General features: G+C 64.3%; 22 protein-coding genes. 10 read left to right on the top strand and 12 right to left on the bottom strand.

Annotated features, from left to right (window positions below; all coding sequences use genetic code 11):
- Positions 1 to 142 precede the first annotated feature (142 nt).
- The 9 genes from BLX41_RS31560 to BLX41_RS31520 all read left to right on the top strand — a co-directional run bounded on the left by BLX41_RS31560 (position 143) and on the right by BLX41_RS31520 (position 5,448).
- On the top strand, positions 143 to 310 hold the full coding sequence (locus BLX41_RS31560) for a rubredoxin (RefSeq protein WP_025130776.1): 168 nt from the start codon (positions 143 to 145) through the stop codon (positions 308 to 310).
- Between the two features lie 42 nt (positions 311 to 352).
- Entirely contained in the window at positions 353 to 1,501 is a 1,149-nt protein-coding gene (locus BLX41_RS31555; RefSeq protein WP_123728033.1) for an NAD(P)/FAD-dependent oxidoreductase, read from the top strand.
- 189 nt (positions 1,502 to 1,690) lie between these two features.
- A complete protein-coding gene (locus tag BLX41_RS31550; RefSeq protein WP_011064269.1) occupies positions 1,691 to 1,966 on the top strand; it encodes an HU family DNA-binding protein in 276 nt (91 codons plus the stop codon).
- Between the two features lie 165 nt (positions 1,967 to 2,131).
- On the top strand, positions 2,132 to 2,656 hold the full coding sequence (locus BLX41_RS31545) for a hypothetical protein (protein WP_123728032.1): 525 nt from the start codon (positions 2,132 to 2,134) through the stop codon (positions 2,654 to 2,656).
- The gene (locus tag BLX41_RS31540; protein ID WP_123728031.1) at positions 2,644 to 3,015 is read left to right on the top strand and encodes a hypothetical protein; all 372 of its coding nucleotides are present in this window, start codon (positions 2,644 to 2,646) and stop codon (positions 3,013 to 3,015) included. The genes BLX41_RS31545 and BLX41_RS31540 overlap by 13 nt, the downstream gene beginning before the upstream one ends.
- Before the next feature lie 129 nt (positions 3,016 to 3,144).
- On the top strand, positions 3,145 to 3,579 hold the full coding sequence (locus BLX41_RS31535; RefSeq protein ID WP_123728030.1) for a DcrB-related protein: 435 nt from the start codon (positions 3,145 to 3,147) through the stop codon (positions 3,577 to 3,579).
- Between the two features lie 23 nt (positions 3,580 to 3,602).
- Positions 3,603 to 4,895 carry a polymorphic toxin type 46 domain-containing protein gene (locus tag BLX41_RS31530; RefSeq protein WP_123728029.1) on the top strand — a complete coding sequence of 431 codons (1,293 nt, stop codon included), beginning with the start codon at positions 3,603 to 3,605 and terminating at the stop codon, positions 4,893 to 4,895.
- Positions 4,892 to 5,176: an immunity protein Tsi6 family protein gene (locus BLX41_RS31525; RefSeq protein WP_123728028.1), complete on the top strand. Its 285-nt coding sequence runs from the start codon at positions 4,892 to 4,894 to the stop codon at positions 5,174 to 5,176. The genes BLX41_RS31530 and BLX41_RS31525 overlap by 4 nt, the downstream gene beginning before the upstream one ends.
- A gap of 8 nt (positions 5,177 to 5,184) precedes the next feature.
- Positions 5,185 to 5,448, top strand: a complete 264-nt coding sequence (locus tag BLX41_RS31520; protein ID WP_123728027.1) for a hypothetical protein — start codon at positions 5,185 to 5,187, stop codon at positions 5,446 to 5,448.
- 18 nt (positions 5,449 to 5,466) lie between these two features.
- Here BLX41_RS31520 and BLX41_RS31515 read toward each other — a convergent pair whose 3' ends face one another.
- From BLX41_RS31515 to tssA, 12 genes are all read right to left on the bottom strand, one after another.
- Positions 5,467 to 6,072: an imm11 family protein gene (locus tag BLX41_RS31515; RefSeq protein WP_148059794.1), complete on the bottom strand. Its 606-nt coding sequence runs from the start codon at positions 6,070 to 6,072 to the stop codon at positions 5,467 to 5,469.
- Positions 6,073 to 6,087: 15 nt separating this feature from the next.
- Positions 6,088 to 10,527 (bottom strand): RHS repeat-associated core domain-containing protein, encoded by a 4,440-nt coding sequence (locus tag BLX41_RS31510; protein ID WP_123728025.1) that lies wholly within the window; start codon positions 10,525 to 10,527, stop codon positions 6,088 to 6,090.
- Between the two features lie 9 nt (positions 10,528 to 10,536).
- Positions 10,537 to 10,962, bottom strand: coding sequence for a DcrB-related protein (locus BLX41_RS31505; RefSeq protein WP_123728024.1), 426 nt, complete (start codon positions 10,960 to 10,962; stop codon positions 10,537 to 10,539).
- Between the two features lie 15 nt (positions 10,963 to 10,977).
- Positions 10,978 to 12,918, bottom strand: a complete 1,941-nt coding sequence (locus tag BLX41_RS31500; protein WP_123728023.1) for a type VI secretion system Vgr family protein — start codon at positions 12,916 to 12,918, stop codon at positions 10,978 to 10,980.
- A gap of 135 nt (positions 12,919 to 13,053) precedes the next feature.
- Positions 13,054 to 15,729, bottom strand: a complete 2,676-nt coding sequence (gene tssH / locus BLX41_RS31495; RefSeq protein WP_123728022.1) for a type VI secretion system ATPase TssH — start codon at positions 15,727 to 15,729, stop codon at positions 13,054 to 13,056.
- Positions 15,722 to 16,774: a type VI secretion system baseplate subunit TssG gene (gene tssG / locus BLX41_RS31490; protein ID WP_123728021.1), complete on the bottom strand. Its 1,053-nt coding sequence runs from the start codon at positions 16,772 to 16,774 to the stop codon at positions 15,722 to 15,724. Before tssG ends, tssH begins: the two co-directional genes overlap by 8 nt.
- Positions 16,738 to 18,597, bottom strand: a complete 1,860-nt coding sequence (tssF, locus tag BLX41_RS31485; protein WP_123728020.1) for a type VI secretion system baseplate subunit TssF — start codon at positions 18,595 to 18,597, stop codon at positions 16,738 to 16,740. Before tssF ends, tssG begins: the two co-directional genes overlap by 37 nt.
- Entirely contained in the window at positions 18,594 to 19,109 is a 516-nt protein-coding gene (gene tssE, locus BLX41_RS31480) for a type VI secretion system baseplate subunit TssE (RefSeq protein WP_123728019.1), read from the bottom strand. The genes tssF and tssE overlap by 4 nt, the downstream gene beginning before the upstream one ends.
- A 160-nt stretch (positions 19,110 to 19,269) precedes the next feature.
- Positions 19,270 to 19,758, bottom strand: a complete 489-nt coding sequence (locus BLX41_RS31475; RefSeq protein ID WP_011064257.1) for an Hcp family type VI secretion system effector — start codon at positions 19,756 to 19,758, stop codon at positions 19,270 to 19,272.
- 118 nt (positions 19,759 to 19,876) lie between these two features.
- Positions 19,877 to 21,370, bottom strand: coding sequence for a type VI secretion system contractile sheath large subunit (gene tssC, locus BLX41_RS31470; RefSeq protein WP_123728018.1), 1,494 nt, complete (start codon positions 21,368 to 21,370; stop codon positions 19,877 to 19,879).
- 15 nt (positions 21,371 to 21,385) lie between these two features.
- A complete protein-coding gene (gene tssB, locus BLX41_RS31465; RefSeq protein WP_102881305.1) occupies positions 21,386 to 21,901 on the bottom strand; it encodes a type VI secretion system contractile sheath small subunit in 516 nt (171 codons plus the stop codon).
- An 81-nt stretch (positions 21,902 to 21,982) separates the two neighbouring features.
- Positions 21,983 to 23,002, bottom strand: coding sequence for a type VI secretion system protein TssA (tssA, locus tag BLX41_RS31460; RefSeq protein WP_123728017.1), 1,020 nt, complete (start codon positions 23,000 to 23,002; stop codon positions 21,983 to 21,985).
- A gap of 391 nt (positions 23,003 to 23,393) precedes the next feature.
- On the opposite strand from tssA, the gene tagH reads away from it, so the two are divergent.
- Positions 23,394 to 24,139: type VI secretion system-associated FHA domain protein TagH (gene tagH / locus BLX41_RS36860; RefSeq protein ID WP_259745438.1), on the top strand; the 746-nt coding region annotated here is incomplete at its 3' end.

Raw genomic sequence — 24,139 nt, 5'->3', positions numbered from 1 at the left:
ATTGATCCAGGACGCCTGGCAGCACGAACGTGCTTGCATCTGCCGGTAGTGATCAGTAAAAAACCCCAGTGCCGGACGCTGATCAGCGTGGCCTTTAGAGTCGATCCATCGACCGAGCCTGAATTCCCGAGGAAATGCATCAATGAAAAAGTGGCAATGTGTGGTCTGCGGCCTGATTTATAACGAAGCGGAAGGCTGGCCGGACGACGGTATTTTGCCGGGTACCCGTTGGGAAGATGTGCCCGAAGACTGGCTCTGCCCGGACTGCGGCGTGGGCAAGATGGATTTCGAAATGATCGAGATCGCTTGATCGAATTCTGTGGATTGAACGACCAATAACAAGGAGCAGGGAATGAGCGCACCGGTAGTGATCGTGGGAACAGGCCTGGCGGGTTACAACCTGGCCCGGGAATTTCGCAAGCTCGACGGAGAAACGCCGTTGTTGCTGATCACTGCCGATGACGGCCGCTCCTACTCCAAGCCGATGCTGTCCACCGGTTTTGGCAAGAACAAGGACGCTGACGGCCTGAGCATGGCCGAGCCCGGCGCCATGGCCGAGCAGCTCAAGGCCGAGGTTCGCACCCACACCCGTATCAGCGGCATCGATCCTGGCCACAAGCGCCTGTGGATTGGTGAAGAGGCGGTGGCCTATCGCGACCTGATCCTGGCCTGGGGCGCGGAAACCGTGCGGGTGCCGGTGCAGGGCGACGCATCCGAACTGATTTTCCCCATCAACGACCTGGAAGACTACGCACGCTTTCGTAGCGCCGCGGCGGGCAAGCGTCGGGTGCTGTTGCTGGGCGCTGGGCTGATTGGCTGCGAGTTTGCCAACGACCTGATCCTTGGCGGCTACAGCGTGGACCTGGTGGCCCCGTGCGAACAGGTGATGCCGACCCTGCTGCACCCGGCTGCTGCGGCGGCGGTCCAGGCCGGACTGGAAAGCCTGGGCGCGCGATTCCACCTGGGGCCGGTGCTCAACCGCCTGCAACGCAGCGCCGACGGCCTGGAAGCCCATCTGTCCGATGGCCAGGTGATCGCTTGCGATCTGGTGGTCTCGGCCATTGGCCTGCGTCCGCGTATCGACCTGGCCGCCGCTGCGGGGCTGGTGGTCAATCGTGGCGTGGTGGTGGACCGCGAGCTGAAAACCTCCCACGCCAATATCTATGCCCTGGGCGATTGCGCTGAGGTCGATGGCCTCAACCTGCTGTACGTGATGCCGTTGATGAACTGCGCCCGGGCCCTGGCGCAAACCCTGGCCGGCAAGCCCACGGCGGTCAACTACGGGCCGATGCCGATCACGGTGAAGACGCCGGTCTGCCCCCTGGTGGTATCGCCACCGCCACGGGGCGCCGAAGGTGTCTGGACCGCCGAAGGGCAGGGCGCCGACATCAAGGTGCTGTGCCGCGATGCCAGCGGCCAGCTTCTGGGTTACGCCCTGACCGGGGCGGCGGTGATGGAAAAACTGGCCCTGAACAAGGAACTCCCGGCCCTGCTGGCTTAAATACCGGTCGTTCTGTCGGAATAACCGGGTTTTTGCCCCCACAAAGGTCGCGGCAAGACTGGCGCCACTCTCAAGCGCGTGCCATCCTCACACCCGTCTGCCGCAGCGTAGAGCCTGCGGCGCCTTGGGCGCTGTTCCCGTGAACAGCACGGACATAACAACAAAAAACCGTCAAAGAGGCTTCACACTATGCGTAAACCAGAACTCGCCGCAGCCATTGCTGAAAAAGCGGACCTGACCAAAGAGCAGGCCAATCGCGTGCTCAACGCCATTCTTGAAGAAATCACCGGGGCTCTGCACCGCAAAGACAGCGTCACCCTGGTCGGTTTTGGTACTTTCCTGCAACGTCACCGTGGCGCCCGCACCGGCAAGAACCCGCAAACCGGCGAGCCGGTGAAGATCAAGGCCAGCAACACCGTGGCATTCAAACCGGGCAAGTCGCTGAAAGACAGCGTCAACCCATAAGCATTGAGCGAGCTCCCGGCAGCGGGAGCCCGCAGGGGAAAATAGGCACGCCGAACGCATCGGGTGCCTATTTTTTTGCCCGCAGATTGCTCGCCGATCAGCTTGCGAAGCCGTAGTGGCGTGGCTAGGATGCGCGATTGTCCGATTCGTGATCTAAGGCCAAGGATGACCCGCACCACTGACAAACCCCCAGCAGGGGTGGCCGCGTTGCGCTACCTGGGGCGCCCCGATGTCGCCGCCATGCTAGTGGGCTGCATCTTCTTCCTTGGCCTGTCATCGGCCTCGGCCGGCAGCGACTCGCGACTGGCCCAGATCGGCTATCGCGAGGCCCTCAACTGGTTCCACAGTCAGAAATACGACAGCGCCGGCGTCTGGCTCTGCGGCTACTCCCTGGCCGGCGAGGACTACAGCGTGGCGCCCAAGGCGCCGCGCCTGCTGGTGGAAGTGGATGAGCGGTTTCTCTACCTCAAGACCGGCGGACAACTGGTGGAACTCACCGGTGGCGCCCAGGGGCCCGAGCGCAGCGAGTACCAGAATGCCGGCGCCCATATCCGCGTTACCCTGAACATCCTCAAGCGCAACAACTTCAGCGAATACCAGGAGTCCCACGACCGCCAGGTGCTGGCGCAGATCGAGATGAACGATCAGGTCGAAACCCTGACCCTCAAGGGGCAATCATGCGGTACTTGAAGCGGGCGGGCCTGAGCCTGCTGATCACTGCTTTCACCCTGCCGGTCCTGGCCGATGAGGCCAACCCGGGTCAAGGCTGCTACGGCTACCTCACCGAAATGGTCAGGAGCAGTGACTTTCCCTACCGCGATTTCACCACCCCGGAGCGGCTCAAGCTGCTGATCGACCGGGATGATGGCGATGAACTGAGCCTGCAGCTGTTCTACGAAACCTCCGGCAGCGGGATCATTGGCTGGGTTCGCTACGACGTGCCGCAGCAAGCGCTGTGGAATGTCAGCATCGATCCCGAGGAGCCCCAGGCCCTCAAGTTCGACCGGCGCTTTGCCCAGGCTTACGCCTCCTGTCTGCAAGCACGCTGAGCCTGATCCGGGTGCCTTTGCCGGGCTGGATTGGTTTGTTCAAAGTTGCCAACGGGTTCCTTGATTGTTGCCGGTCATTGCTTGAAAATCCGCCGCTGTCCGACCCCCTCAGCATGGAACGCGAACCTCTTGTCCTCTTACCGCATTCAAGAAGCCGACCTCGACATCCCCGATGCCTGGCAGGACCAGAGCATCAATATCTTCAAGCTGCCGGCAGTGGGCGGCGCCCAGGAAGCCAGCTTCGTCATCAGCCGCGACCCGAGCCAGGGCGACGCTTCATTCGCCGATTACGTGGCCCGGCAACTGAGCGGCGCCGAGCAGCAACTGCCGGGCTTCACCCTGATCAAGCGCTGGGACTTCGACATGCACGGCCACGCCTCGGTCCTGCTGGACTACAGCTGGAAACGCGAAGGTCGCGAGCTGATGCTGCGCCAAGTGTTCATCGAGCGTAAGCCGGCGGTGCTGATCACCACCCTGACCACCACGGTCAATGATCTGGTGCACCACGAACCCGCCTGGAAACAGGCCATGCAAAGCCTCAAGCCCCAGCCAGCGGTGGTCTGATCCTCCAGGCCGAGTAACGAACCATGGATATGTTGGCAGCAGCGCGCCTGGGGGATGAGATCGCCCACGGTTTTGGCGTGGCGGCGATGGTCGCAGGGGCCGTTGTCGGTGCCCTGATTGGCGCCGCAGTAGTGGCGGCGACGGTGGCCACCGGTGGGGTGGCGATCGCCATCATCGCAGGCTCCGTCGCGGCGGGCGGCTTGTCGATGTTCCAGATCGCCAAGGGCTTGAGCACCATTTTCAACCTGCCTGAACCCAGCACGGGGGTGCTGGTGGAGGGCAGCTTCAATGTCCGCATCAACCTGCGCAACGCCATGCGCGCGGGCCAGGATCACTCGTCCTCGTGCAGCGGCTTGCCGCTGAACCACCCGATCTGGCCGTTCCCGGTACTGATCGCCGAGGGCAGCGCCAAGGTCACCATCAACGGCAAGCCGGCGGCGCGCCTGCAAAGCAAGATGGTCTGCGGCGCCCATATCAAGACCGGCAGTGAAAATACCTTCATCGGCGGGCCCACGGTGCAGGTGGCGTTCGTCCTGGATATCGAAGGCTGGATGCACACCGGGCTGGAAGCACTGGGGCTGGCGGCGCTCGGCGCCGGGCTGGTGGTGGCGGCCATGGCGGGAGTGGCGGCATTGGCCGGTGCCCTGGCAGTGGGTGCCGCAGTGTATGGCGGCATGGCCCTGCTGGGGGATCTGGGCGACCGCCTGGGGCCGGGCTATCGCGATCTGCTGCAAGGGGTGGCCGGCATGGCCCTGCTGGGCCTGGGGCCGAAACTGGCGGCGCGCAAACCGGCGACCGCGGTGCCCGAGCTGACCTCGCGGCGTGCCTACCTGAATCAGAAGTTCGGCCGCTCCGGCGACCTGCATGGCGACATCAATTACCGTGGCAACCGTGAAGTGGCGGCGAACTTCTTCGAGTCCCAGGGCTATTCCAAGGTCGACGCACAGTCCTACATGAACGGCCTGGATTTCAATCATCCGGTGCGGGTGGAGACCCTGGCGCCTGGCAAGAACCTGTGGCAATACCAGTCCCCCGGGGCGCCCCAGGGCAACTGGTATACTCTCAGCCCGCGAGTGCAGCCGACCGAGCTGGGGATCAACCCCATGGGCACCAACCGCGCCGCCAACACCATTGAACCCAAGGTTCTCAATTCCTATGGAACAACCCGCAAGGTGCAAGTCCTGCGCAGCACGGCTGCGCCGACCAACGACTTCTGGTCGGTCAAGGGGCAGTCCTATCCCGCCAAGGGCGGGGCGCAACAGTTGTTCTCAAATGATAAAGGCGCCTTCGGCGCGCTCTCTCCTGGTGGACCATGAAACCAATCGACTACATTGATCGCGCACTGGCGCTGGTGGCCAAGCGGGCCCTGGTCCTGCCGGGTTACGAGGTCTTCGACGTCCTGCAAAAACAGCTGCAGTACGTTCGCGCGGTTCTGCTGGACCGCAGCCTGGACCGCTCCGCGCTGCACCAGATCAGCATTGGCGCCATTGCCGTGAAGGAGTTCGACGAAACCGACCCTGAGCTGGCCCGAGCGCTGAAAGACGCGCACTACGTGGCGGTGCAGACCGGGCGTGGCTTGAAGGTCGATCTGCCCTGAGGCGCGCCATGCTGTTCAAGGATCTGTTGGTCAACCGCGAGGAAATGTTCTCGATGGGCATCGAGGAGTCCACCGCACAGTACTACGTCTCCTTTCCGGTCAGCCTCGGCGTGGTGGACTATGAGGAGCACTACGCCATCGATCGCGCGACCTTTGCGCGGTTCGAACAGGACCTGCAAGCCGCGTTGGCGTTCGTCACCCGCGCCAGGCGGCGCGAGCTGGATCGGTTGCTGATCATCAAGCCGGGCAGCAATCGCGGCTCGGCGATCTGACCCGGCCTCCTTCAGGCCTCAGGCATTGTTCCGATAAGGCACGAAACGCCGTTCGGCGCTGTACAGCCCCAGCCCCTTGTCACCCTTGAAGCCGGCGTCGATCAAGCGATCGGCCAGCGTCGCGGTGATCAACAGATCCCCGGATTCCGGCTCCCGGGCGATCTGGCCCATGCCCGGGGCGCTCTCAAGAAACCAGGTCTTGTTGAAGTAGAGCAGGGTGCCGTCATCGTCGCGCTCCGCTTCGGAACGCGCGTGGTCGATGGCCTTGACGGCCTGGATGGCGTTGACGATGTAGTACGGCTGGCTGACGTCCTGGTGGTCGGCCACCAGGCGCAAGGGCTGGATCAGCTCGACGTCGGCCGGCGCCTGTTGGCGGAGAAAGTCCGCCAGGCGCGCCGAGACCAGGGGAATGCCCCCCAGCAGCCACAGGCAATCGTGCTCCAGCAGCTTCTTCGCCTTGCACGGGAAGAACACCGGCGGCGTGTCCATCGCCTTTGGATACGGCTGCCCGGCGAGCAGGGCCAGGTAGTCGAAACTGGAGCCCGGGGTTTCATAGGCACCGCTCTCGACGTCGTAGGAACCGATCAGCTTCGGGTTGTATTGGATCGGGGGTTTCCAGCTCAAGATCATCATCTGTTCCTAATCGTAATAGGCTCCCGGCCGAGCATTCTTGTTCAGTTGCCGCTGGCCTGAGCGCAGCAACTGGCGCTCATCGGAGACAATTTTGTCCAGGGCCTTGCGGTATTGGGCCTGGTTCCAGTTATTGCGTTTGCCGACCTGTTCCACCTGGGTCATCTTCGCCGCCAGGTTGTCGCTGACCCGGCCGGCGTGGCGGCCTTCGTGGATCGAACGGCGCGGGTCCTTCATCGCGGTCTTCTTGTTGGGCAGGAAGATTTTATTCCTTCGGCTTTGCAGATCGTAGCCGGCCAGCTTGAGCAACGGATGATTCTTGGTCGCCGGGTGCTTGTCGCTGAGGATGTGGTGGTCCTGATAGCCCTGTTTCTTCAGGCTCTTGATCCGGCGGTTGATCGACGAGGCACAGCTCCAGCCCAGGGGGTCGATCCAGCCAAACGGGTTGGGGGCGTAGAGGTAGAGGTTCAGGCCCCCGGCCAGGCTGATCGGATCCGGCGTGGTGAAGCGTCCCACATCCGGGTCATAGAAGCGGAAGGTGTTGTAGTGCAGGCCGGTTTCCCGATCCAGGTACTGGCCCTGGAACCGCAGGTTCTGCTCTTCGATGTAATAGGGTTCACGCACCTCTTCCAGGGTGTTGCCCCAGACCCGATAGCGCGCCTGCCAGACGCAGTGGCCGTCGGCCTCGGTCAATTGTTCCGGCAGCCCGCTCAAGTCGTTGTGGTAGTAGCGCACCTTCTGCCGGGCACCCAGGCCATCGACCCGCGCCAGGGGCTCGTCGCTGTCCGGGGCATAGAGGTACAGGCTGTCCTGGTGGCGGCTGTGTTCCTGCAGCAGTTGCATGCCATCCCAGGTGAAGCGGGTCTCATCCAGGGGCTGGCCCTGGCTGTCGCAGAGGCTCTTGGCGATCCGCCGGCCGAACGGGTCGTAGCGCATGCGCACCAGGGTGTCGCCCGCGGCGCTCAGGTTGCGCACCTCGATCAGGCGATGCTCGGCGTCATAGCTGAAATGCTGTACGCCGCGGCTGGCGCTGCGTTTCTCGATCAGCCGGCCGAAGCCATCGTAGCGGTAGCGTTTGTCCTGGAAGCTCAGCAGCTGGTTGTGCCGGACCTGCCCGCCTGCCACCTGGGCCCCGTCCAGCAGGTTGGCCGCGGCATCGTAGCTGAAGGTTTCGTTGTGTCCTGCGAGGCGCCCCTGGCTGGCGATGATGCGACCGCTGGCGTCGTAGTGCAGCAGTTGCTGGTCCTGCCCCTGAGGCTGGCGGGTCATGCGCCCGATCAGGTTATCGCCGGGGTCGAATTCGAAGTGCTTCTGCCGCTCCAGCGCCGGGTTGCCCGGCATCGCTGTCGAGCGCCGCAGACGGGCACGCAGGCGGCCACCGCGGTCGTATTCGCTGTGGCAGCTGATCTGGCCCTGGGTGCGCAGCACTTCGCGGTGCAGCCGGTCGCGCTCGAAGTCGCTGATGAGCTGGCCGTCGAGGTTGATCTGGTGCAGGTGGCCGCTGCCGTAATACAGGCGGTTGAGCCAGCGGCCATCCGGCAGGCGGGTGCGGGTCGGGTTGCCCAGTTCGTCGTACTGGTACTGCAGGCTGGCGTCGGGGGTCTGCTCCGAGAGCAACTGGCCGAGGGCATCGTAGGTGAAGCTCAGGTCCTGCTGCTGGCCGGCGTGGTCGGTGAAGTGCACCGCCGTCAGTTGATCCAGCGGGTCGTAGTCGTACCGGGTGTGCCCGTCGTCGGTGGTCTTGCCGATCAGGCGGCCTACGGCGTCGCGCTGCAACTGGTGGACGATGGGCGCTACGGCCGGCGCTCCCGGGGCCGGGGGCGCGGGGACGTATTCCAGGCGGGTGACCTGGTCCAGACCGTCGTAGGCAAAGCGCCGGGCGCTGCCGTCGAGGTCCTGCTGCTGCACCAGGCGATCGCCGACGTCCCAGGTGAAACGGTAGCTTTCGCCGTTTTCATTGGTCAGCGCCTGCAGACGGCCAAAGGCGTCGTAGCCGAACTGCACTTGCCGGCCATGGGGATCGGTGCGCAGGCGCACCTGGCCCCGGCGATCGTATTGATAGCCGGTGCTGTGGCCCGCCGGGTCGATGTAGCCGGTCAGCAGGCCGCTGGCGTCGCGCTGGTAGTGTTCGCTGCGGCCATCGGGCAAGTGGCTCTCCAGCAAGCGCCCCTGGGCGTTGTAGTGAAAGGTCTGACGCTCGCCCAGGGCGTTGGTAATGGTCTGCAGGTAACCCTGGCGGTCATAGCTAAAACGGGTGGGGTAGCCCGAGCAGTCGACCTGCTGCACCAACTGCCCCTGGTCGTTCCATTCCAGGGTCTGGCGCTTGCCGCTGGCGTCGGTGACTTCCCGCACCAGGCCGCGGGCGTCATAGCGGTAGCGGGTGCTGTGGCCCAGCGGATCGGTTTCGCGGATGCAGTTGCCCCGGGCGTCGTACTGGTAGGTCCAGCTATTGCCGGCGGCGTCGATCTGCGTCAGTGGCAGCGACCAGTGTTCCAGCCACAGGGTCGACTCGCAGCGTCCCAGGGGGTCGACGCTGCGGCACAGGTTGCCGGTGTCGTCGTAATGGAACTGGTACTGGCCGCCCAGAGGGTCGATGGCCCCAAGCAGCTGGCGCTCTTCGTTCCATTGGAACTGCCAGGTCTGCCCCAGGTTGTCGGTGTATTCGGTGATCTGCCGTTGGCTGTTCCAACGCCGCAGGCTCTGGCGCTGCAGGCTGTCGGTGATGCGGGTGATGCCCTCCTGCAGGTCGTAGTCGTAGCGGTATTCGTCGCCTTCGTCGGTGTAATGACGAACCACCCGCCATTCGCGCTCGTCGATCCAGGCCCATTCATAGAAGCAGCGCAACCCGGTGGGTAGCCAGTGCTCGACCATGCGCCGGGCACTGTCGTAGGCAAAGTGGCGTTGCAATTGCTGGCTGGCGTCGCGCACTTCGGCCAGGTCGCCCTGGCTGTCATAGGCGTAGCTGGCCAGCACTTCACGCTGCTGGTCGGGGTACAGGCGCTCGATCTGCGCCACCCGGCCGGGCCATTGCGGGCTGTAGATCAGTTCGACCTGGACCTGATCGAAGGTATCGCGCAGGCGGCCGAGGCGCCCGCCGCTGTCGTAGTCCAGGTGAATGCGGTTGTCGTTGCGGTCCCCCAGCTGGTTCAGGCGCAGATGGGCCGGACGATCCGGGCTGGGCTCGAACAGCCGGTACAGGCCGTCCTCGCTCTCGATGAGCAGCCGGCCGTCGTGATTGCGCCGCACGCTCAGGCCTTCGCCGTCACTGAACACCGCGCCACCGAGGGGAATCGACCCCATGTCGATGCGCCGCCCCTGTTCATCGGTGTAGATCAGGCGTTCACCACCCTCGGGGTGGGCGTCGAGCGCCACAAAGCTCTCGTAGAGCACGCTCCAGCCGGCGCCGAACAGCCCGTCCCGGCGCTCGTCGAGGCTGTTGTAGACCCGCTGCCAATCGATGGGCAACACCCCGGGCAAGGCGAAATCCAGGTCCTCGTCGTACCCCAGCACCTTGGCCCCGGTGGCGGCGTGCACCGGATTGGGCGAGCCGGCGATAGCCTGGGTCAGGGCATTGGTCGCCTGGCTGACGACAAAGGAGTTGACTCCGGCCATCAGCATGCACGGCAGGTTGCTGAGGAACTTGCCCTTGCCGCCCTTGAGCATCATCAGCACGGTCACCGCCAGGCCCACCCCCGGGGTCTTGCCGCTGCGGATCTCGCGTACCACCACCGAGCCGCCACCGATGGTCACGTCGGGAGAAATCGGCCCGGCCGCCACCACCTTGGCGTCGCAGGTGCTGCGGTCGCCGCTGCGCACCGCCGGCTGGCCGTCGATGCTGACCTTCTCCGAGCCTTCGGCCAGGTACTGCACGGGCATCGGCGGGTGTTTGGTGCAGGTCACCAGGTCCAGTTCCTTGGTCTGGGAGCCGGGGGCCGGGGAGGCCACGGTGGGCCGCCACATCTGCGAGAAGAATTCCTTGGCCATGTCGAGAAAGCCCGGGCCTTCCTCCGGGGTGGCCGAAGGGGTGTCGGTGGCTTCGCCTTCCTCGGCGCCGTCGCCGCTGATATGCGACGGCGGGGCGATGCCCGCCGCGCGGGCCGCCGGTTTGTTGTTGGTCAACACCTTTTGCGAACCGCTGGCGATGGTGGCCTGGATCGAGGGGGGGAACAGGGCGTTGGCGAAGCCCTCGCATAAATTGCTCAGGCCCTTGTCGGCTCCGGTCTTGCTCATGACCACGCCCACCACCACGCCGACCACCAGCCCCAGCACGCAAGCGCCGAGACCACCGGTGGCCACGGTGATGCCCGCCGCCGCGGCCACCGCCATGGTTGCCAGGGCGCCGATGGCGACGTTGGCCGCCACCTCCAGCACGCCGCCGAGGATGTCGGCCATCATCGAAGTGTGTTCCAGCCCGTCGCCCAGTCGGGCGGCCCACAGCGCGTCAGACATGGGTCCGCCTCAGCTCAGCACCAGGGTGTTCTTGATCTGCGCCCAATGGGCGGCTTCCCCATCCCCGAGTTTCTGTGCCTTGACGTAGCTCATGGCGAGCATCTGCCGGGTGCCGGGCAGCACCAGGGCCAGCTGGAACTGGAACACCTGCTCGCTGCCCTTGCTGAACTGGCTGCGCAGCTCCAGGCCCGGAATGTCCTGGGCCGGCCCCAGCAGCACCGGTTGCGGGGTCTGGTAGCGCAGTTCCTGGACCTGTTGCTCCAGCCGTTGCAGCTGGCTTGTCAGGTTGCTTTCCAGGGTTTCGCCGTCGCCCAGCAGGCTGCGGCTGACAATCAGCGACGTACCCAGCTGCGGGAACTTGAGGATGTTGATCGAGGCGTCCTGCAGCTCGCCGGCGGGCGCTTGAAACTGCAGTTCATTGAGGCGATAGGTCATGGTGCAAGCATCCGTTTACTGGCCCTTGGGCGTGGGGAAGGCGGCTTTCACCAGGGCGCTGATGGCGCCTTGGACTCCCTGGCCCTCGGTGGTGGTGTCCGGGCCGCCGCCGTTGTTCAGGTGCAGCACGCCGCCGGTGTTGATCTGCGCGTCACTGCTGGCATGGACACTGATGTTGACCCCGCACAGGTTGATCTGGCCGCTGGCGTTGAGCTCCAGGATGCTGGCCCCGCACACCAGGCGCAGGCGCTCGCCGACCTCGATCACGTAGCTCTGGCCGACGCTGTCGATCTTTTTCTCGCCGACCCGCAGCTCGTCCACGTGCTGGACGATGCGCGTGCGCTTGTTGCCAACGGTCACGTACTCGTCGTGGCCAATGCTCTTGTTGCGGTCATTGCCCACCGAGTGGCTTTCGTTGACCTCGACCACGATGTCCTGGTTGCGCTCGGCATGGATGTACAGCTGCTCCGCGCCCTTTTTGTCTTCCATGCGGATTTCGTTGAAGTTGGCCGGGCTGCCGCCCTTGCTCGAACGGCTCTTCATCCCGCTCTGGGTGGCGTTGGCCGGCAGGTCGTAGGGCACGGTCTGCTCGGCGTTGTACACCCGGCCGGTGATGATCGGGCGGTCGGGGTCGCCTTCGAGGAAGCTGACGATCACCTCCTGGCCGATCCGCGGGATCTGCATCGAGCCCCAGTTCTTGCCGGCCCAGGCCTGGGATACGCGAATCCAGCAGGAGCTGTTCTCGTTGGACTGGTCGTGGCGGTCCCAATGGAAGTGCACCTTGACCCGGCCATATTGGTCGGTCCAGATCTCTTCCCCGGCCGGGCCCACCACCCGCGCGGTCTGTGGGCCCTGGACGATAGGCCGCTGGGTCTTGGCCAGGGGGCGGAAACTCTGCTGGGCGTCGATGCAGGTCAGGTGGCTTTCGAACTGTGCCGAGCCGCCGCTGCCGCCGGTCTCGAGGCTCTCCTGGACCACGTAGTAGTGGATGCCGACGATCAGGTATTCGCGGTTCTGGTCCTGGCGGCTGAAGCCGGTGAGGTTGAACAGGTTGCCCACCCCCAGGCCACGGGCATTGCCGCTCAGTTCGATGCGCTCGTGCAGGCTTTGCAGGGCTTCGATGCGGGTCTGCGCGTAGTGCTCGCCGTCGCTGCTCTGCACGTAGGTGCCGGGGTAGTCGTAGAGCGGGTAGTCGCCGGCACTGTGAGGACGCGGCATGGCCGAGCGCACGTCGATCCGTGCGCTGGGGCGCTGGAAGTCGTAGTCGTTGAGTTCGAGGGACCCGGGCTGGACTTCCTGGGCCAGGTGCCAGTCGAAGATATGGTCGCGTTCGCGCTGTTGCTCGTCCCGTGGGTAGTAGGGCACCGAGGCGTAGCCGGGCACGCTGCTGTGGGCACCATAGGCGTCGGCCAGCACCAGTACGTGGCGGTCCTTCTCGTGACGGAAGAAGTAGTAGATGCCTTCCTGTTCCATCAGCCGGCTGACGAAGTCGAAGCTGTTTTCCCGGTACTGCACGCAGTATTCCCACTCCCGATAGGGACGGCTCAGGGCGTCTTCGAAATCGGAAAAGCCCAGGTCGCGGAATACCTGCTTGATGATCTGCGGGATGCTCAGGTTCTGGAAGATCCGGCAGTCGGAGGTGCGGCTGAGCAGCCACAGCCAGGGGCGCAGGGTTACCTGGTAACTGGCGAACTGGCCGCTGTCGACGTTCTGGCTGCAGCGGGCCACGATGCCGTGGAAATAGCGCTGGCTGCCGTCGTCCAACTGCACGCTGAGGCCCATGGGCTTGCCCAGCAGCTGGTTGAGGTCGATGTGGGCGTCGCTGGAGGTCAGCTGCATCTGGTAATCGAACAAGCGCCCCAGCTCTTCGCCGCCGCCCATGCTGTTGAGCAGCAGGACGTCCGGTCCCAGAGGGCAATTGACCTGTGCCAGTCGTGTGGATTGCTGAAATTGCATCGTCAGTCTCGTTGAATGCGTGGTGTGCCTGGCATCACCCCTGCAGGAGCGAGCTTGCTCGCGAAGGCGCCAGGTCCATCACCGTGGCGCGCGTTTCGCTGGCAAGCCAGCTCCTACGGAAGCAGGGGCGCTGGGTCAGGCCGGCTCGCTGAAGTCGTAGTGCAGTTCGTTGTCCCGTTGGCGGATGCGCACTCCGGCCAGGGCGCGGCCTTCGAGCATGCGGGTGAGGAACTCGCGGCTCATGTCCGGCAGCAGGCTGTTGGTCAGGATGGCGTCGATCATGCGGCCGCCACTCTCGGTCTCGGTGCAGCGGGAAACGATCAGGTCGATGACGTCGTCGTCGAAATCGAAATCCACCTTGTGGGTGCTTTCCACGCGCTTCTTGATCCGTCCCAGTTGCAGGCGGGTGATCGCCTTGAGCATGTCGTCACTCAGCGGGTAGTAGGGGATGGTCACCAGGCGGCCCAGCAGCGCCGGCGGGAAGATCTCCAGCAAGGGCTGACGCAGGGCCTTGGCGATCTCTTCCGGCTCGGGCATGGTCTGCGGGTTCTTGCAGACGTTGGCGATCAGCTCGGTGCCGGCGTTGGTGGTGAGCAGGATCAGGGTGTTCTTGAAGTCGATCATGCGGCCTTCGCCGTCTTCCATGACGCCCTTGTCGAACACCTGGAAGAAGATCTCGTGCACGTCCGGGTGAGCCTTTTCCACTTCGTCCAGCAGCACCACGCTGTAGGGCTTGCGCCGCACCGCTTCGGTGAGCACGCCGCCTTCGCCGTAGCCGACGTAGCCCGGCGGGGCACCCTTGAGGGTGGACACGGTGTGGGCTTCCTGGAACTCGCTCATGTTGATGGTGATGACGTTCTGCTCGCCGCCGTACATGGCTTCGGCCAGGGCCAGGGCGGTCTCGGTCTTGCCCACCCCGGAGGTGCCCGCCAGCATGAACACGCCGATCGGCTTGTTGGGGTTGTCGAGGCCGGCGCGGGAGGTCTGGATGCGCTTGGCGATCATCTGCAGGGCGTGGTCCTGGCCGATGATGCGTTTCTTCAGGTGCTGGTCGAGGTTGAGCACGGTTTCCAGTTCGTTGCGGGCCATGCGGCCCACGGGAATCCCGGTCCAGTCGGCCACCACCGAGGCCACCGCCTGGTAATCCACGGTCGGCAGGATCAACGGGGTTTCACCTTGCAGGGCCGTCAGGCGCTGTTGCAGGTCCAGCAGTTTTTCCCGCAGGCCTTGGCTTTCGTCGCCGACGTCGCTGTCCACCAGGCCGACGTTTTCCCGCAGTTGGGCGCGGGTCGCCAGCAGCTCGTCCACCAGGGTCTTCTCCTCGGCCCAACGGCTTTCCAGCTCGGCCAGGCGCTCGCGCTCGGCGGCCAGGAGGTTCTCGCTGTTGACCTGGCGGTTGCCGATGGCCACGCCGATCGCCTGTTCCCGGGCGATGATCTGCAGCTCGGTTTCCAGGGCTTCGATCCGACGGCGGCTGTCATCCACTTCCGCCGGCACCGCGTGCAGGCTGATGGCGACGCGGGCGCAGGCAGTGTCCAGCAGGCTGACGGATTTATCGGGAAGCTGGCGCGCCGGGATGTAGCGGTGCGAGAGCTTGACCGAGGCTTCCAGGGCTTCGTCGAGGATCTGCACCTGATGGTGCTGTTCCATGGTCGAGGCCACGCCGCGCATCATCAGCAGCGCCTTGTCTTCCGAAGGCTCGGCCACTTGCACCACCTGGAAGCGGCGGGTCAGGGCCGGGTCTTTCTCGATGTGCTTCTTGTACTCGGCCCAAGTGGTGGCGGCCACAGTGCGCAGGGTGCCGCGGGCCAGGGCCGGCTTGAGCAGGTTGGCCGCATCGCCGGTGCCGGCGGCGCCACCGGCACCCACCAGGGTGTGGGCTTCGTCGATGAACAGAATGATCGGCTTGGGCGAGGCCTGAACGTCCTCGATGACCTGGCGCAGGCGCTGTTCGAACTCGCCCTTCATGCTGGCGCCGGCCTGCAGCAGGCCGACATCGAGGCTGCGCAGCTCGACGTCCTTGAGCGCCGGCGGCACGTCACCGGCGACGATGCGCAGGGCGAAACCTTCCACCACCGCGGTCTTGCCGACCCCGGCTTCGCCGGTGAGGATCGGGTTGTTCTGGCGGCGACGCATGAGGATGTCCACCAGTTGGCGGATCTCTTCGTCACGGCCGACGATGGGGTCGAGCTTGCCGCTGCGGGCCTGCTCGGTGAGGTCGACGGTGAAGCGCTTGAGGGCTTCCTGCTTGCCCAGGGCGCTGGGGGCCATGGCGCCGCTGGCTTCGCCCGGGACCGCACCGGCATTGAAACCGTCGCTGGCGTTCAGGGCGTTTTCCGGCGAGTCGCCGATGTACTCGTCAAAGCGCTCGCACAGGGCCTCGATCTTGATCTTGTCGAACTCCCGGGACAGCCCCAGCAGTGCATGGCGCAGGCTCGGCGTCTTGAGGATGCCGATCACCAGGTAGCCGGTGCGCACCTGGGTTTCGCCAAACATCAGGCTGCCGTAGACCCAGCCGCGTTCCACCGCTTCCTCGACGTGGGACGACAGGTCGGTGATCGAGGTCGAGCCCCGGGGCAGGCGGTCCAGGGCCTCGGTCAGGTCCTTGGCCAGACGCGCCGGCTCCAGGTTGAACTGGCGGATGATGCGGTGCAGGTCCGAGTCCGCAAGTTGCAGCAACTGGTGCAGCCAGTGGGCCAGTTCCACATAGGGGTTGCCCCGCAGTTTGCAGAAGACCGTGGCGGCTTCGATGGCTTTGTAGGCAACGCTGTTGAGTTTGCCGAACAGCGCCGCGCGACTGATTTCACCCATGCTCTGTGCTCCTTGGTGTACGTGAGGTAGTGGCCAGGTCGGCGTAGTGCCGGGCCAGTATTAGGTCCTTGGCATCACTGCCGGGTTGACCGAGCCAGGTGTTGAAACCCAGGCGCTGGCGGCCGTTGAGTTGCAGCTTGGGCACTTCGTCCTTGAGCAGGACCAGGTTCAGGTCCCAGTCCAGCTCGAAGCCCAGGTACTCGGCGACCCAGGCCACCAGCTCCTTGAACTGCTGGCCGTCGGGCAGCATCCCCTGGTACTCGTCCAGCTTCAGCGGACCCAGGCGAATGCGGAATTTGTGCTGGCGATCCCAGACGTGGCTGCCCAGGCAGAAGTCCACCCCCAGTTGATGGGACTGCACTCCGACCCGGCTGCGCTCCGGCAGCTCGAGCCACTGGCCGACGTACTCTTCGATTGCCACTGGCAGGCCGAAATACTCGCCGATGATGGCGCGCAGGCCGTCCGGGTAGCGGGTCTGGGCCGCCAGGTGGCCGCTGTAGTGCAGCTTGGCGGTGTCGGGAATCAGCCCCTGCTTGAGCAGGCTGGGCATGCCCCGGCCACTCAGGGCCGCCAGCCGCGCGGACCAGTAGTCGTCGTCCGGTCGGTCGTGGCTCACCGTGGGCCGGGCTTCGGCCCAGGCCCGGTAGAACAGGCTCAGCAGACGATGGTGGAACACATCGAGAAAGCGCTTGCTGGTGCTGTCGGCGTTGTTGCGCTGGCGTTCGCGCACGTACTCGGTGATGTGCAGCGGCAGGGGGCCGTTGGGGCCGCCGAGGCCGAAGAAGAACTGCTCCAGGCGCGTGGCCGCGCCCTCGCTGCCGGGGGTCACCGAAGCCAGGGTCGAGGGGGCGAAGGTGCAGTCGGCCTGTTGGCCCAGGCGCAGCGGATCGTCCGCCAGGCGCAGGGAGTGACCGAAGCGCGGCAGTTGCGGCGACAGGCATTCGATACGCCGCAGGGCCTGGAAGAAGTCGTACTCCCAGGGCTCGGCGTGCATCGCCGTCAGCGTATTCAAAGAGTCGGACGACGTCCGGGCTTGGCTTTCCATCGCATGATCTCGCCGCGTTCGGTGGTACGGATCACCGTCTCGGTAAAACTGTTGATCGACACGTAACGTGCCAGGAAGCGCTCGAAGACTGCGCCGAGCAGGAACACCCCGGTGCCGCGAAACGCGTTTTCGTCGAATTGCAGGGTGATCTCCAGGCCCCGGCCGAAGACGATCGGCCCGGGCATCGGCAGGCGCCGGGTCACCGCTTTGCTGCTGACTTCCCGCAGGCCCTCGATCTGCAATTGCAGGGCCGCATCGTTGCTGTCGCCATACAGCCGCAGCAGCTCGCGCAGGGCTGCCGCGCCCTGTCCCTGTTCGCTCAGGGACAGGTAGTTCAGCGACAGCTGGCTGATCAGGCGCCAGGCCTTGCCGTCATGGGCGTGGCTGGGCCGCGGGCGGCTGGGGCCTGCCAGGCAGCGGATGGCCTGCACCGGGGCGCTGTCGGCCAGGGTGAAGTCGGTCTTGCCGTTGCCGGTGTTCATGAACAGTGGCAGGTCGCGGTTGGTGCACAGGGCGCTGACCCCGAGCTGGCGCAGGTCATGGCGGTAGGGCGCCTGCTGGCTGTCCACCAGGCTGACGAAGGACTCACTGCCGATGTAGGTGGAGCGTGGGCCGTTGCGGCGCTGGTCGCTGGACAGCACCCGCGGCTCGCGGCGGACGATGTAGTAAGCCTGGTCACGGCCGTAGCGGGACGGATCGCGCACCGCGTAGAACGGCAGGAACGGCTGCTCCGGCCCGGTGCCGTGGCCACTGAGGGCGCTCAGCGAGTGCACTTCGAAATCCATGGGCCGGGTGCGGTCGGCGATCACATGGTGTTCGTTGACCCGGTCGGACAGGTGAATACGGTCCAGTCGCTTGGGAAACAGGTTGATGGCCGGGGTGCAGAAGGGCACGAACTGGGCGCTGCCGACGCTGCCTTCCAGGCTCTGGTCGAAGCGCTCGAAGAGTACGATCAGCTCCAGCTCCTGACCGGTACAGCGTTGTACCGCACGGTCCAGTTGGGTGAATTCGACGAACAGGAAGCGGTTGGGCAGGGCGAAGTATTCCTGCAGCAGGCGATAGCCCTGGAAGGCCTGGGGCACCACCGGCAGGGCTGCGTCGCGGTCGTCGAAGCCCCGGGAACGCACGGCGTCCAGGGGCAAGCGCTCGACCCAGTCGCTGCCGGGAGCCCGGGCGAATACCGCGCAGGCGTTGCCCAGCAACTGTTCGTAGAGGCGGAACGGCAGCTCGTCGTTGCCGTTCAGGTACAGCGGCAACTGGTCCAGGGCCAGGCTGTTGAACGGCAGCTCGGCACCGGTGCGCAGGGTCAGGCGCAGACCGGCCTTGGCCTTGGGTTCGCTGGCGGCCAGGCGTCCGAGTACCGCTGCCGGGTTGCCGAAGTACTCGGCCTGGCTGACCTTCAGCGGCCACAGCGTCACCGCGTGGGCGGTGCGGTACTCGCAGCAGGTCTGGGTGTCGCGGCCCAGGGCGGCGCGCAGACTGGTGTCGCGCTCCAGGGTGAAGCCGCTGCTCAGGGAGCCTTCATCGGGATCGGCCTGCAACTGCACCACGGTCATCGATGGAGTCGGTGCCAGGTAGTGCGGGTAGGCGATTTCCAGCAGGTTGTGGGTGAAGGTCGGGTACTCGGCATCGAGCTTCAACTGCACCCGGGCCGTCAGATAGGCAAAGCCTTCCAGCAGGCGCTCGACATAGGGGTCGGCGCAGTCCATGCCCGACAGGGTCAAGCGGCTGGCGATCTTCGGGTATTCCTTGGCGAACTCCGCGGCGCTTTCGCGCACGTGTTGCAGTTCCTGGTTGTACAGCTCCAAGAGGCGCGGATTCATGAGCGCCTCCGGGAGTCGGCATGCACCACCCGGACGTGACCGGATTCCAGGTCCATGTCGGTTTGCAGCAGCAGGCGCAGGGGCATCGGCTGGGCCCACAGGTCGCCCTCGATCTCGAAGCTCAGGGCGTTGTGGTTCATCTCGCCGGGCGCGGTGCGCGCGCGAACCCGCAAGGTACTGCGCAGAATCCGTGGTTCAAAGGTGGCGATGGCCTGGTGGATCAAGGTCTCCAGGGCCGGGATATCGATGCTCGACGCGCTGTACCCGGCCAGGGCCGGCAGGCCGTAGTTGACCACCGAAGTACCGGCGGGGGTGTGCAGGGTGGCATCGGCTTCCAGCAGGGAAGTGGTGTTGAGCAGCCATGCCAGGTCGCGCAGTACCGAGGCCTTGAGCTGGCTCAGGGACAGCACGCGCTTGTCCGGGCTTTCTTTCAGGTTGCCGGGCTCATCGTCGGTCAGACGATCCAGCAAAGAGGGTTGCAAGCGATCGCGGGCGGCGATGTCGGTTACCAAAGGGTTCGCTCCAGGATCGGATTGCGCAGGCATGACGTCACGAAAAGGGGCATAACCAAAGACTCACGAGGACGCGGTCCTGGCCAACCGTCCCCGCGTAGTGCCAGGCACGACGCGAGGGCCGGGTCGGTCGCGACCCGAGGGCCGCGACCGCAGCGCATCAGCGCTTGGTGTTCGAGCGGATGTTCCAGCCGTACTTGATCGGGCCGCCGTCCTTGGTGCCGTCGGCTTTCTGCGGCTGGTACTCGACCATCACCTGAGCGAAGTTCAGGGTGATGTTTTCGGTCAGGCGGTCATCGCTGCCCGAGCCGCCGGTGCTCAGGGAAGTGATCAGCACTTCTTCCAGGTCGATGATCATGTACTCGACCTGGCTTTCGCCGCCGGCCTTGCGCACGGTCAGGCGCACCTTGTCGATGTGCTTGCCGCTGGAGCAATGCATCATCAGGTTTGGCGATGCCTTGTCGACGTACTTGGTCAGCGACAGGTCCTGGATGTTCACCTTGCCCGCGCCGCCGCCGCCACCTACGTGCATGTTGCCGGATTGGGACATGCCCCAGCTCCAGTTCAGCACATCGATTTCGTCCTTGTGGGCTTTGTCCATGGACTCGCCCTTGATGTCACCGATCTTGATGAAAATATCAACAGCCATGTTTTCTCCCTGTGTGGCACTTGCCACGATGTTGATTCAGCGTCTGTCGCCGCTGCGCAAGGCCCTGGGGACCTTGCGCAGCCTGTGCCTGCGGCGACAGGTATGAGTCGGTTATGGGTCAGGCGCCCTTGGCGGACGGCAGTTTGGATACCAGGCGCAGCGACACGGTCAGCCCTTCGAGCTGGTAGTGCGGGCGCAGGAAGAACTTCGAGTTGTAGTAGCCCGGGTTGCCTTCGACTTCCTCGACCACCACTTCCGCCGCAGCCAGTGGGTGCTGGGCCTTGGTGGTTTCGGTGGAGTGCGCCGGATCACCGTCGACGTAGTTGAGGATCCAGTCCTGCAACCAGCGCTGCATCTCGTCCTTCTCTTTGAAGGAACCGATCTTGTCGCGCACGATGCACTTCAGGTAATGGGCGAAGCGGCAGGTGGCGAACAGGTACGGCAGGCGCGCGGCCAGGTTGGCGTTGGCGGTGGCGTCCGGGTCGTCGTATTCGGCGGGCTTCTGCAGCGACTGGGCGCCGATGAAGGCGGCGAAGTCGGTGTTCTTCTTGTGCAGCAGCGGCATGAAACCGTTCTTCGCCAGTTCCGCTTCACGGCGGTCGGAGATGGCGATCTCGGTCGGGCACTTCATGTCCACGCCACCGTCGTCGGTGGGGAAAGTGTGGGCCGGGAGGTTTTCCACCTCGCCACCGGACTCCACGCCGCGAATCCGCGAGCACCAGCCGAAATGCTTGAACGAACGGTTGATGTTCACCGCCATGGCGTAGGCCGCGTTGGCCCAGGTGTACTTGGTGCTGTCGGCGCCGTCGGTGTTTTCTTCGAAGGCGAAGGCTTCCACCGGATCGGTCTTGGCGCCGTACGGCAGACGCGCCAGGAAGCGCGGCATGGTCAGGCCGATATAGCGCGAGTCTTCCGATTCACGCAGGGAGCGCCAGCCGGCGTATTCCGGAGTGGTGAAGATCTTGGTCAGATCGCGCGGGTTGGACAGTTCCTGCCACGAACCCATGCCCATCACGGTCGGCGAAGCCGCAGCGATGAATGGCGAGTGCATGGCCGCGCAGACCTTGGACAGTTCGCCCAGCAGCTCCACGTCCGGTGGCGACTGGTCGAAGTAGTAGTCGCCCACCAGGCAGCCGTAAGGCTCGCCGCCGAACTGGCCGTATTCCTCTTCGTACATCTTCTTGAACAGCGGGCTCTGGTCCCAGGCCGTGCCCTTGAATTTCTTCAGGGTCTTGTGCAGCTCCGGCTTGGAGATGTTGAGCACGCGGATCTTCAGCTGCTCGTCGCTCTCGGTGTTGTTGACCAGGTAGTGCAAGCCGCGCCAGGCGCTTTCCAGTTTCTGGAATTCCGGGTGATGGATCACCTGGTTGACCTGGGCGGTGAGCTTGGCGTCGATGGCGGCGATGATCGATTCGATCGACTTGATGGCGTCGTTGGACACCAGGTCGGTCTGCGCCAGGGCTTGCTCGGCCAGGGTCCGCACGGCGGTTTCCACGGCTTCGCGAGCGCGCTCGGTCTTGGGTTTGAACTCCTGTAGCAGCAGCGAAGCGAATTCGCTGGCCTGCTCGGTGGCGCCGGGTTGGGCCTGATTGTCACGCAGCAATTCGGTCATGATCGTTGGTCCTGATTAAGCGTTCGGCTCGGAGTCCACAGGCTTTGGCGCACTCGCCAGGGCCTGGAGCAACGCCGGATCCTTGATGGCTTTCATGATGATTTCTTCAGCGCCGGTCTTGCCGTCCATGTAGGTCAGCAGGTTGGCCAGTTGTGTACGGGCCTCCAGCAACTGGTTCAGGGAGTCGACCTTGCGCGCCACCGCGGCAGGGCTGAAGTCGTCCATGCTCTCGAAGGTGATGTCCAGGCTCAGGTTGCCTTCGCCGGTCAGCTCGTTGGGTACGTGGAACGCGACCCGTGGCTGCATGGCCTTGAGGCGCGAGTCGAAGTTGTCGACGTCGATTTCCAGGAACTTGCGATCGGCCACTGCGGCCAGGGGCTCGACAGGCTTGCCGGCCAGGTCAGCCATCACGCCCATGACGAAGGGCAGCTGGACCTTTTTCTCGGCGCCGTAGAGTTCGACGTCGTACTCGATCTGCACCCGGGGCGCGCGGTTGCGCGCGATGAACTTTTGAGAACTTTGCTTCGCCACGTTGTGCTCCTGGTCGCTGCTGCGACGGTGTTGGCGTCGGTCGGTGGTTGCCGCTGACGATACTGCTCGGCTGTTCCGCGGTTAGTCGGATTCAGGGCCGCGCAGGTTTTCAAATTGGGACATGCCGTCGGGGATCAGATTGCGCACGATGGCCGCGAAATCGGCGTTGACCAGGTTCTTGGCCCGGTTGAGCAGCACCGGCAGCGGGCTCGAAGGCTCGTGACGGCTGTAGTAGGCCAGCAGCCGGTCGAGGCTGCGCAGCACGTCTTCGCGGCTGTTGATCTCGCCGCTGACCCGTGCCGGCGCCGGCGCCAAAGGCGCACTGGAAGCTTCGCCCGCGGGAGCCTCGGGGGGCTCTTCGGCGGGGCTGTCGATGCTTTGTGGGGCATGCTGGCCAAGCACTTGCAGCGCCAGGCGCAAGGGCTGCTTGAGGGCGCTGAGGTCCACGCCGGCGGCGGAACCGACCTGTTCGCTGACCTGTTTCTCGATGGCTTCGGCCGCCGAGCGAGCGCTGCTCAAGGCGTGGCGAATGGCTTCCAGGTGCTCGGGATCGCTGTCTTGCAGGGCACCGGCCAAGTGATCGGAACCCAGGCTTTCGCCAGAAAAATACTGCAGGCCGGCGGCATTCAGCGCGGCGCGCAGGCTCACCGGGCCAAAGGTCCGGGAGCGGGTGAGGATGGCTTCGCGCAGCAGGCCGATGGTGGAATCTGCCGCGAGGCCGGCCAGGGCATTGATCCGCACCGTGGGATCGTTGTCATCGTCGGCGTCCAGGCGCGGATGCAGCTCGGCCCAGTAATCACGGAGCAAACCGTTGATCAGGTCGAGGCTGGTGGCCAGGCCCGGCAGGCCTTCAAGGGCCAGGGTGCTTTGCAGGAGGAAATGGGTGATGCGCAGGTCTTTGCTGCGCGACAGCAAGTCCAGGCTCTGTTGCTGGACGCTGCGCCAGTCCGGCGGCTCGGCCGGCAGGATCGAGTCGCCCATGCTGCGCTCGGGCTGGCCCTGTGCGGCCCGCTCCAAGTGCAAGAAATCCGCGTCATACTCCAGGTCTTCGCCACAAGGCGAAGTTGCTGAAATGGCGGCGAGCAACATCGGTACATCCACCTGGTTCGATCTCCCTATCAGCCTGCAGGACAGTCAGGCAATTAATGCACTAGTTGTTTGTGAACTCGCGCACATTTCTTGGTTAACATGGACTCATTGATACTAGTGAGCCATCATCCGTGTTCAAGAAGTTGTGCATTTTTGGTGTAGTAGTTGTGGCTTGTCAAGGTAAGCTATTCGTCCCGCATGACAGTGTTATGTCGACTTATTAGTTCCTTGACCGGCGAGTCAGATTGAGGCGGGAAGAAAGGCTTTTGTCATCTGTGTAGTTTAAGTTGAGCGATCATGCTGTGAACGGCGCTGTTTAAGGGATTTTTTGCGGGCTTTTCATTTTTTACGGAACTTTTTTCCCGACGCCGGTTCGCACGCGGAAGTACAGCAAGGAGGCGCAATGTCGCTGTGTTTGACTATCACTAGTTATCACAAGATTACCCCTGGCCAATGCCCTGAGAAACTAATGGATCAGGGTGTGATGGCAATTGGCCGTAGTTCCGATAATGACTGGGTACTTCCTGATCCAGAGCGCTTAGTTTCCGCGCGACACTGTGTCATCCAATACAAGGATGGCCGTTATTATTTGACCGATAACAGCACTAATGGTGTGGAGTTAGTCCGTGCCGGTATTCGCATGCGCCGGGGTAGCAGTGAGCCATTGGAAGATGGCGAGGTTATTCGTATTGGCGATTATGAAATCAGTGCGCGTATCGATTTCAGTCTGAATCGTGTCCAGGCTGAGGCCTTTTCCGGGGACAGCGCCAACAGTTTCGAAGCACTGATGGGCCGCCAGTCGTCGCCATCCACGCCCATCGAGCCGATTGCCATGGCGCCGGTGGCACATTTTCAGGGGGCTTCGGCCCAGGATACTTTTCCTGACCTGTTCGATTTCCTCGCTCCGAGCGCGACTCCACCGGCGACCCAGCCCGATCACGTGCCCGCCGAGCAGCACGATTTTCGCCCGCCGACCCCCACGGCGGTGCCTCAGCCCGTAGCTCAGCCCCTGCCGGCGGCGCCCCAGAGCGGGGCGGTGATTCCGGATGACTGGGACCTGTTCGGCGAAACGCCGGCCCGCCCGGCTCCGGTGTTGAGCGTGGCACCGGTGGCAGCGCCGCCTGTTGCCGCGGAACCCTTTGCCAACGC

Origin of the sequence: Pseudomonas protegens (genome assembly GCF_003732485.1) — a bacterium.
GTDB lineage: Bacteria > Pseudomonadota > Gammaproteobacteria > Pseudomonadales > Pseudomonadaceae > Aquipseudomonas > Aquipseudomonas protegens_B.
This window is presented reverse-complemented; position numbering and strand designations above follow the sequence as displayed.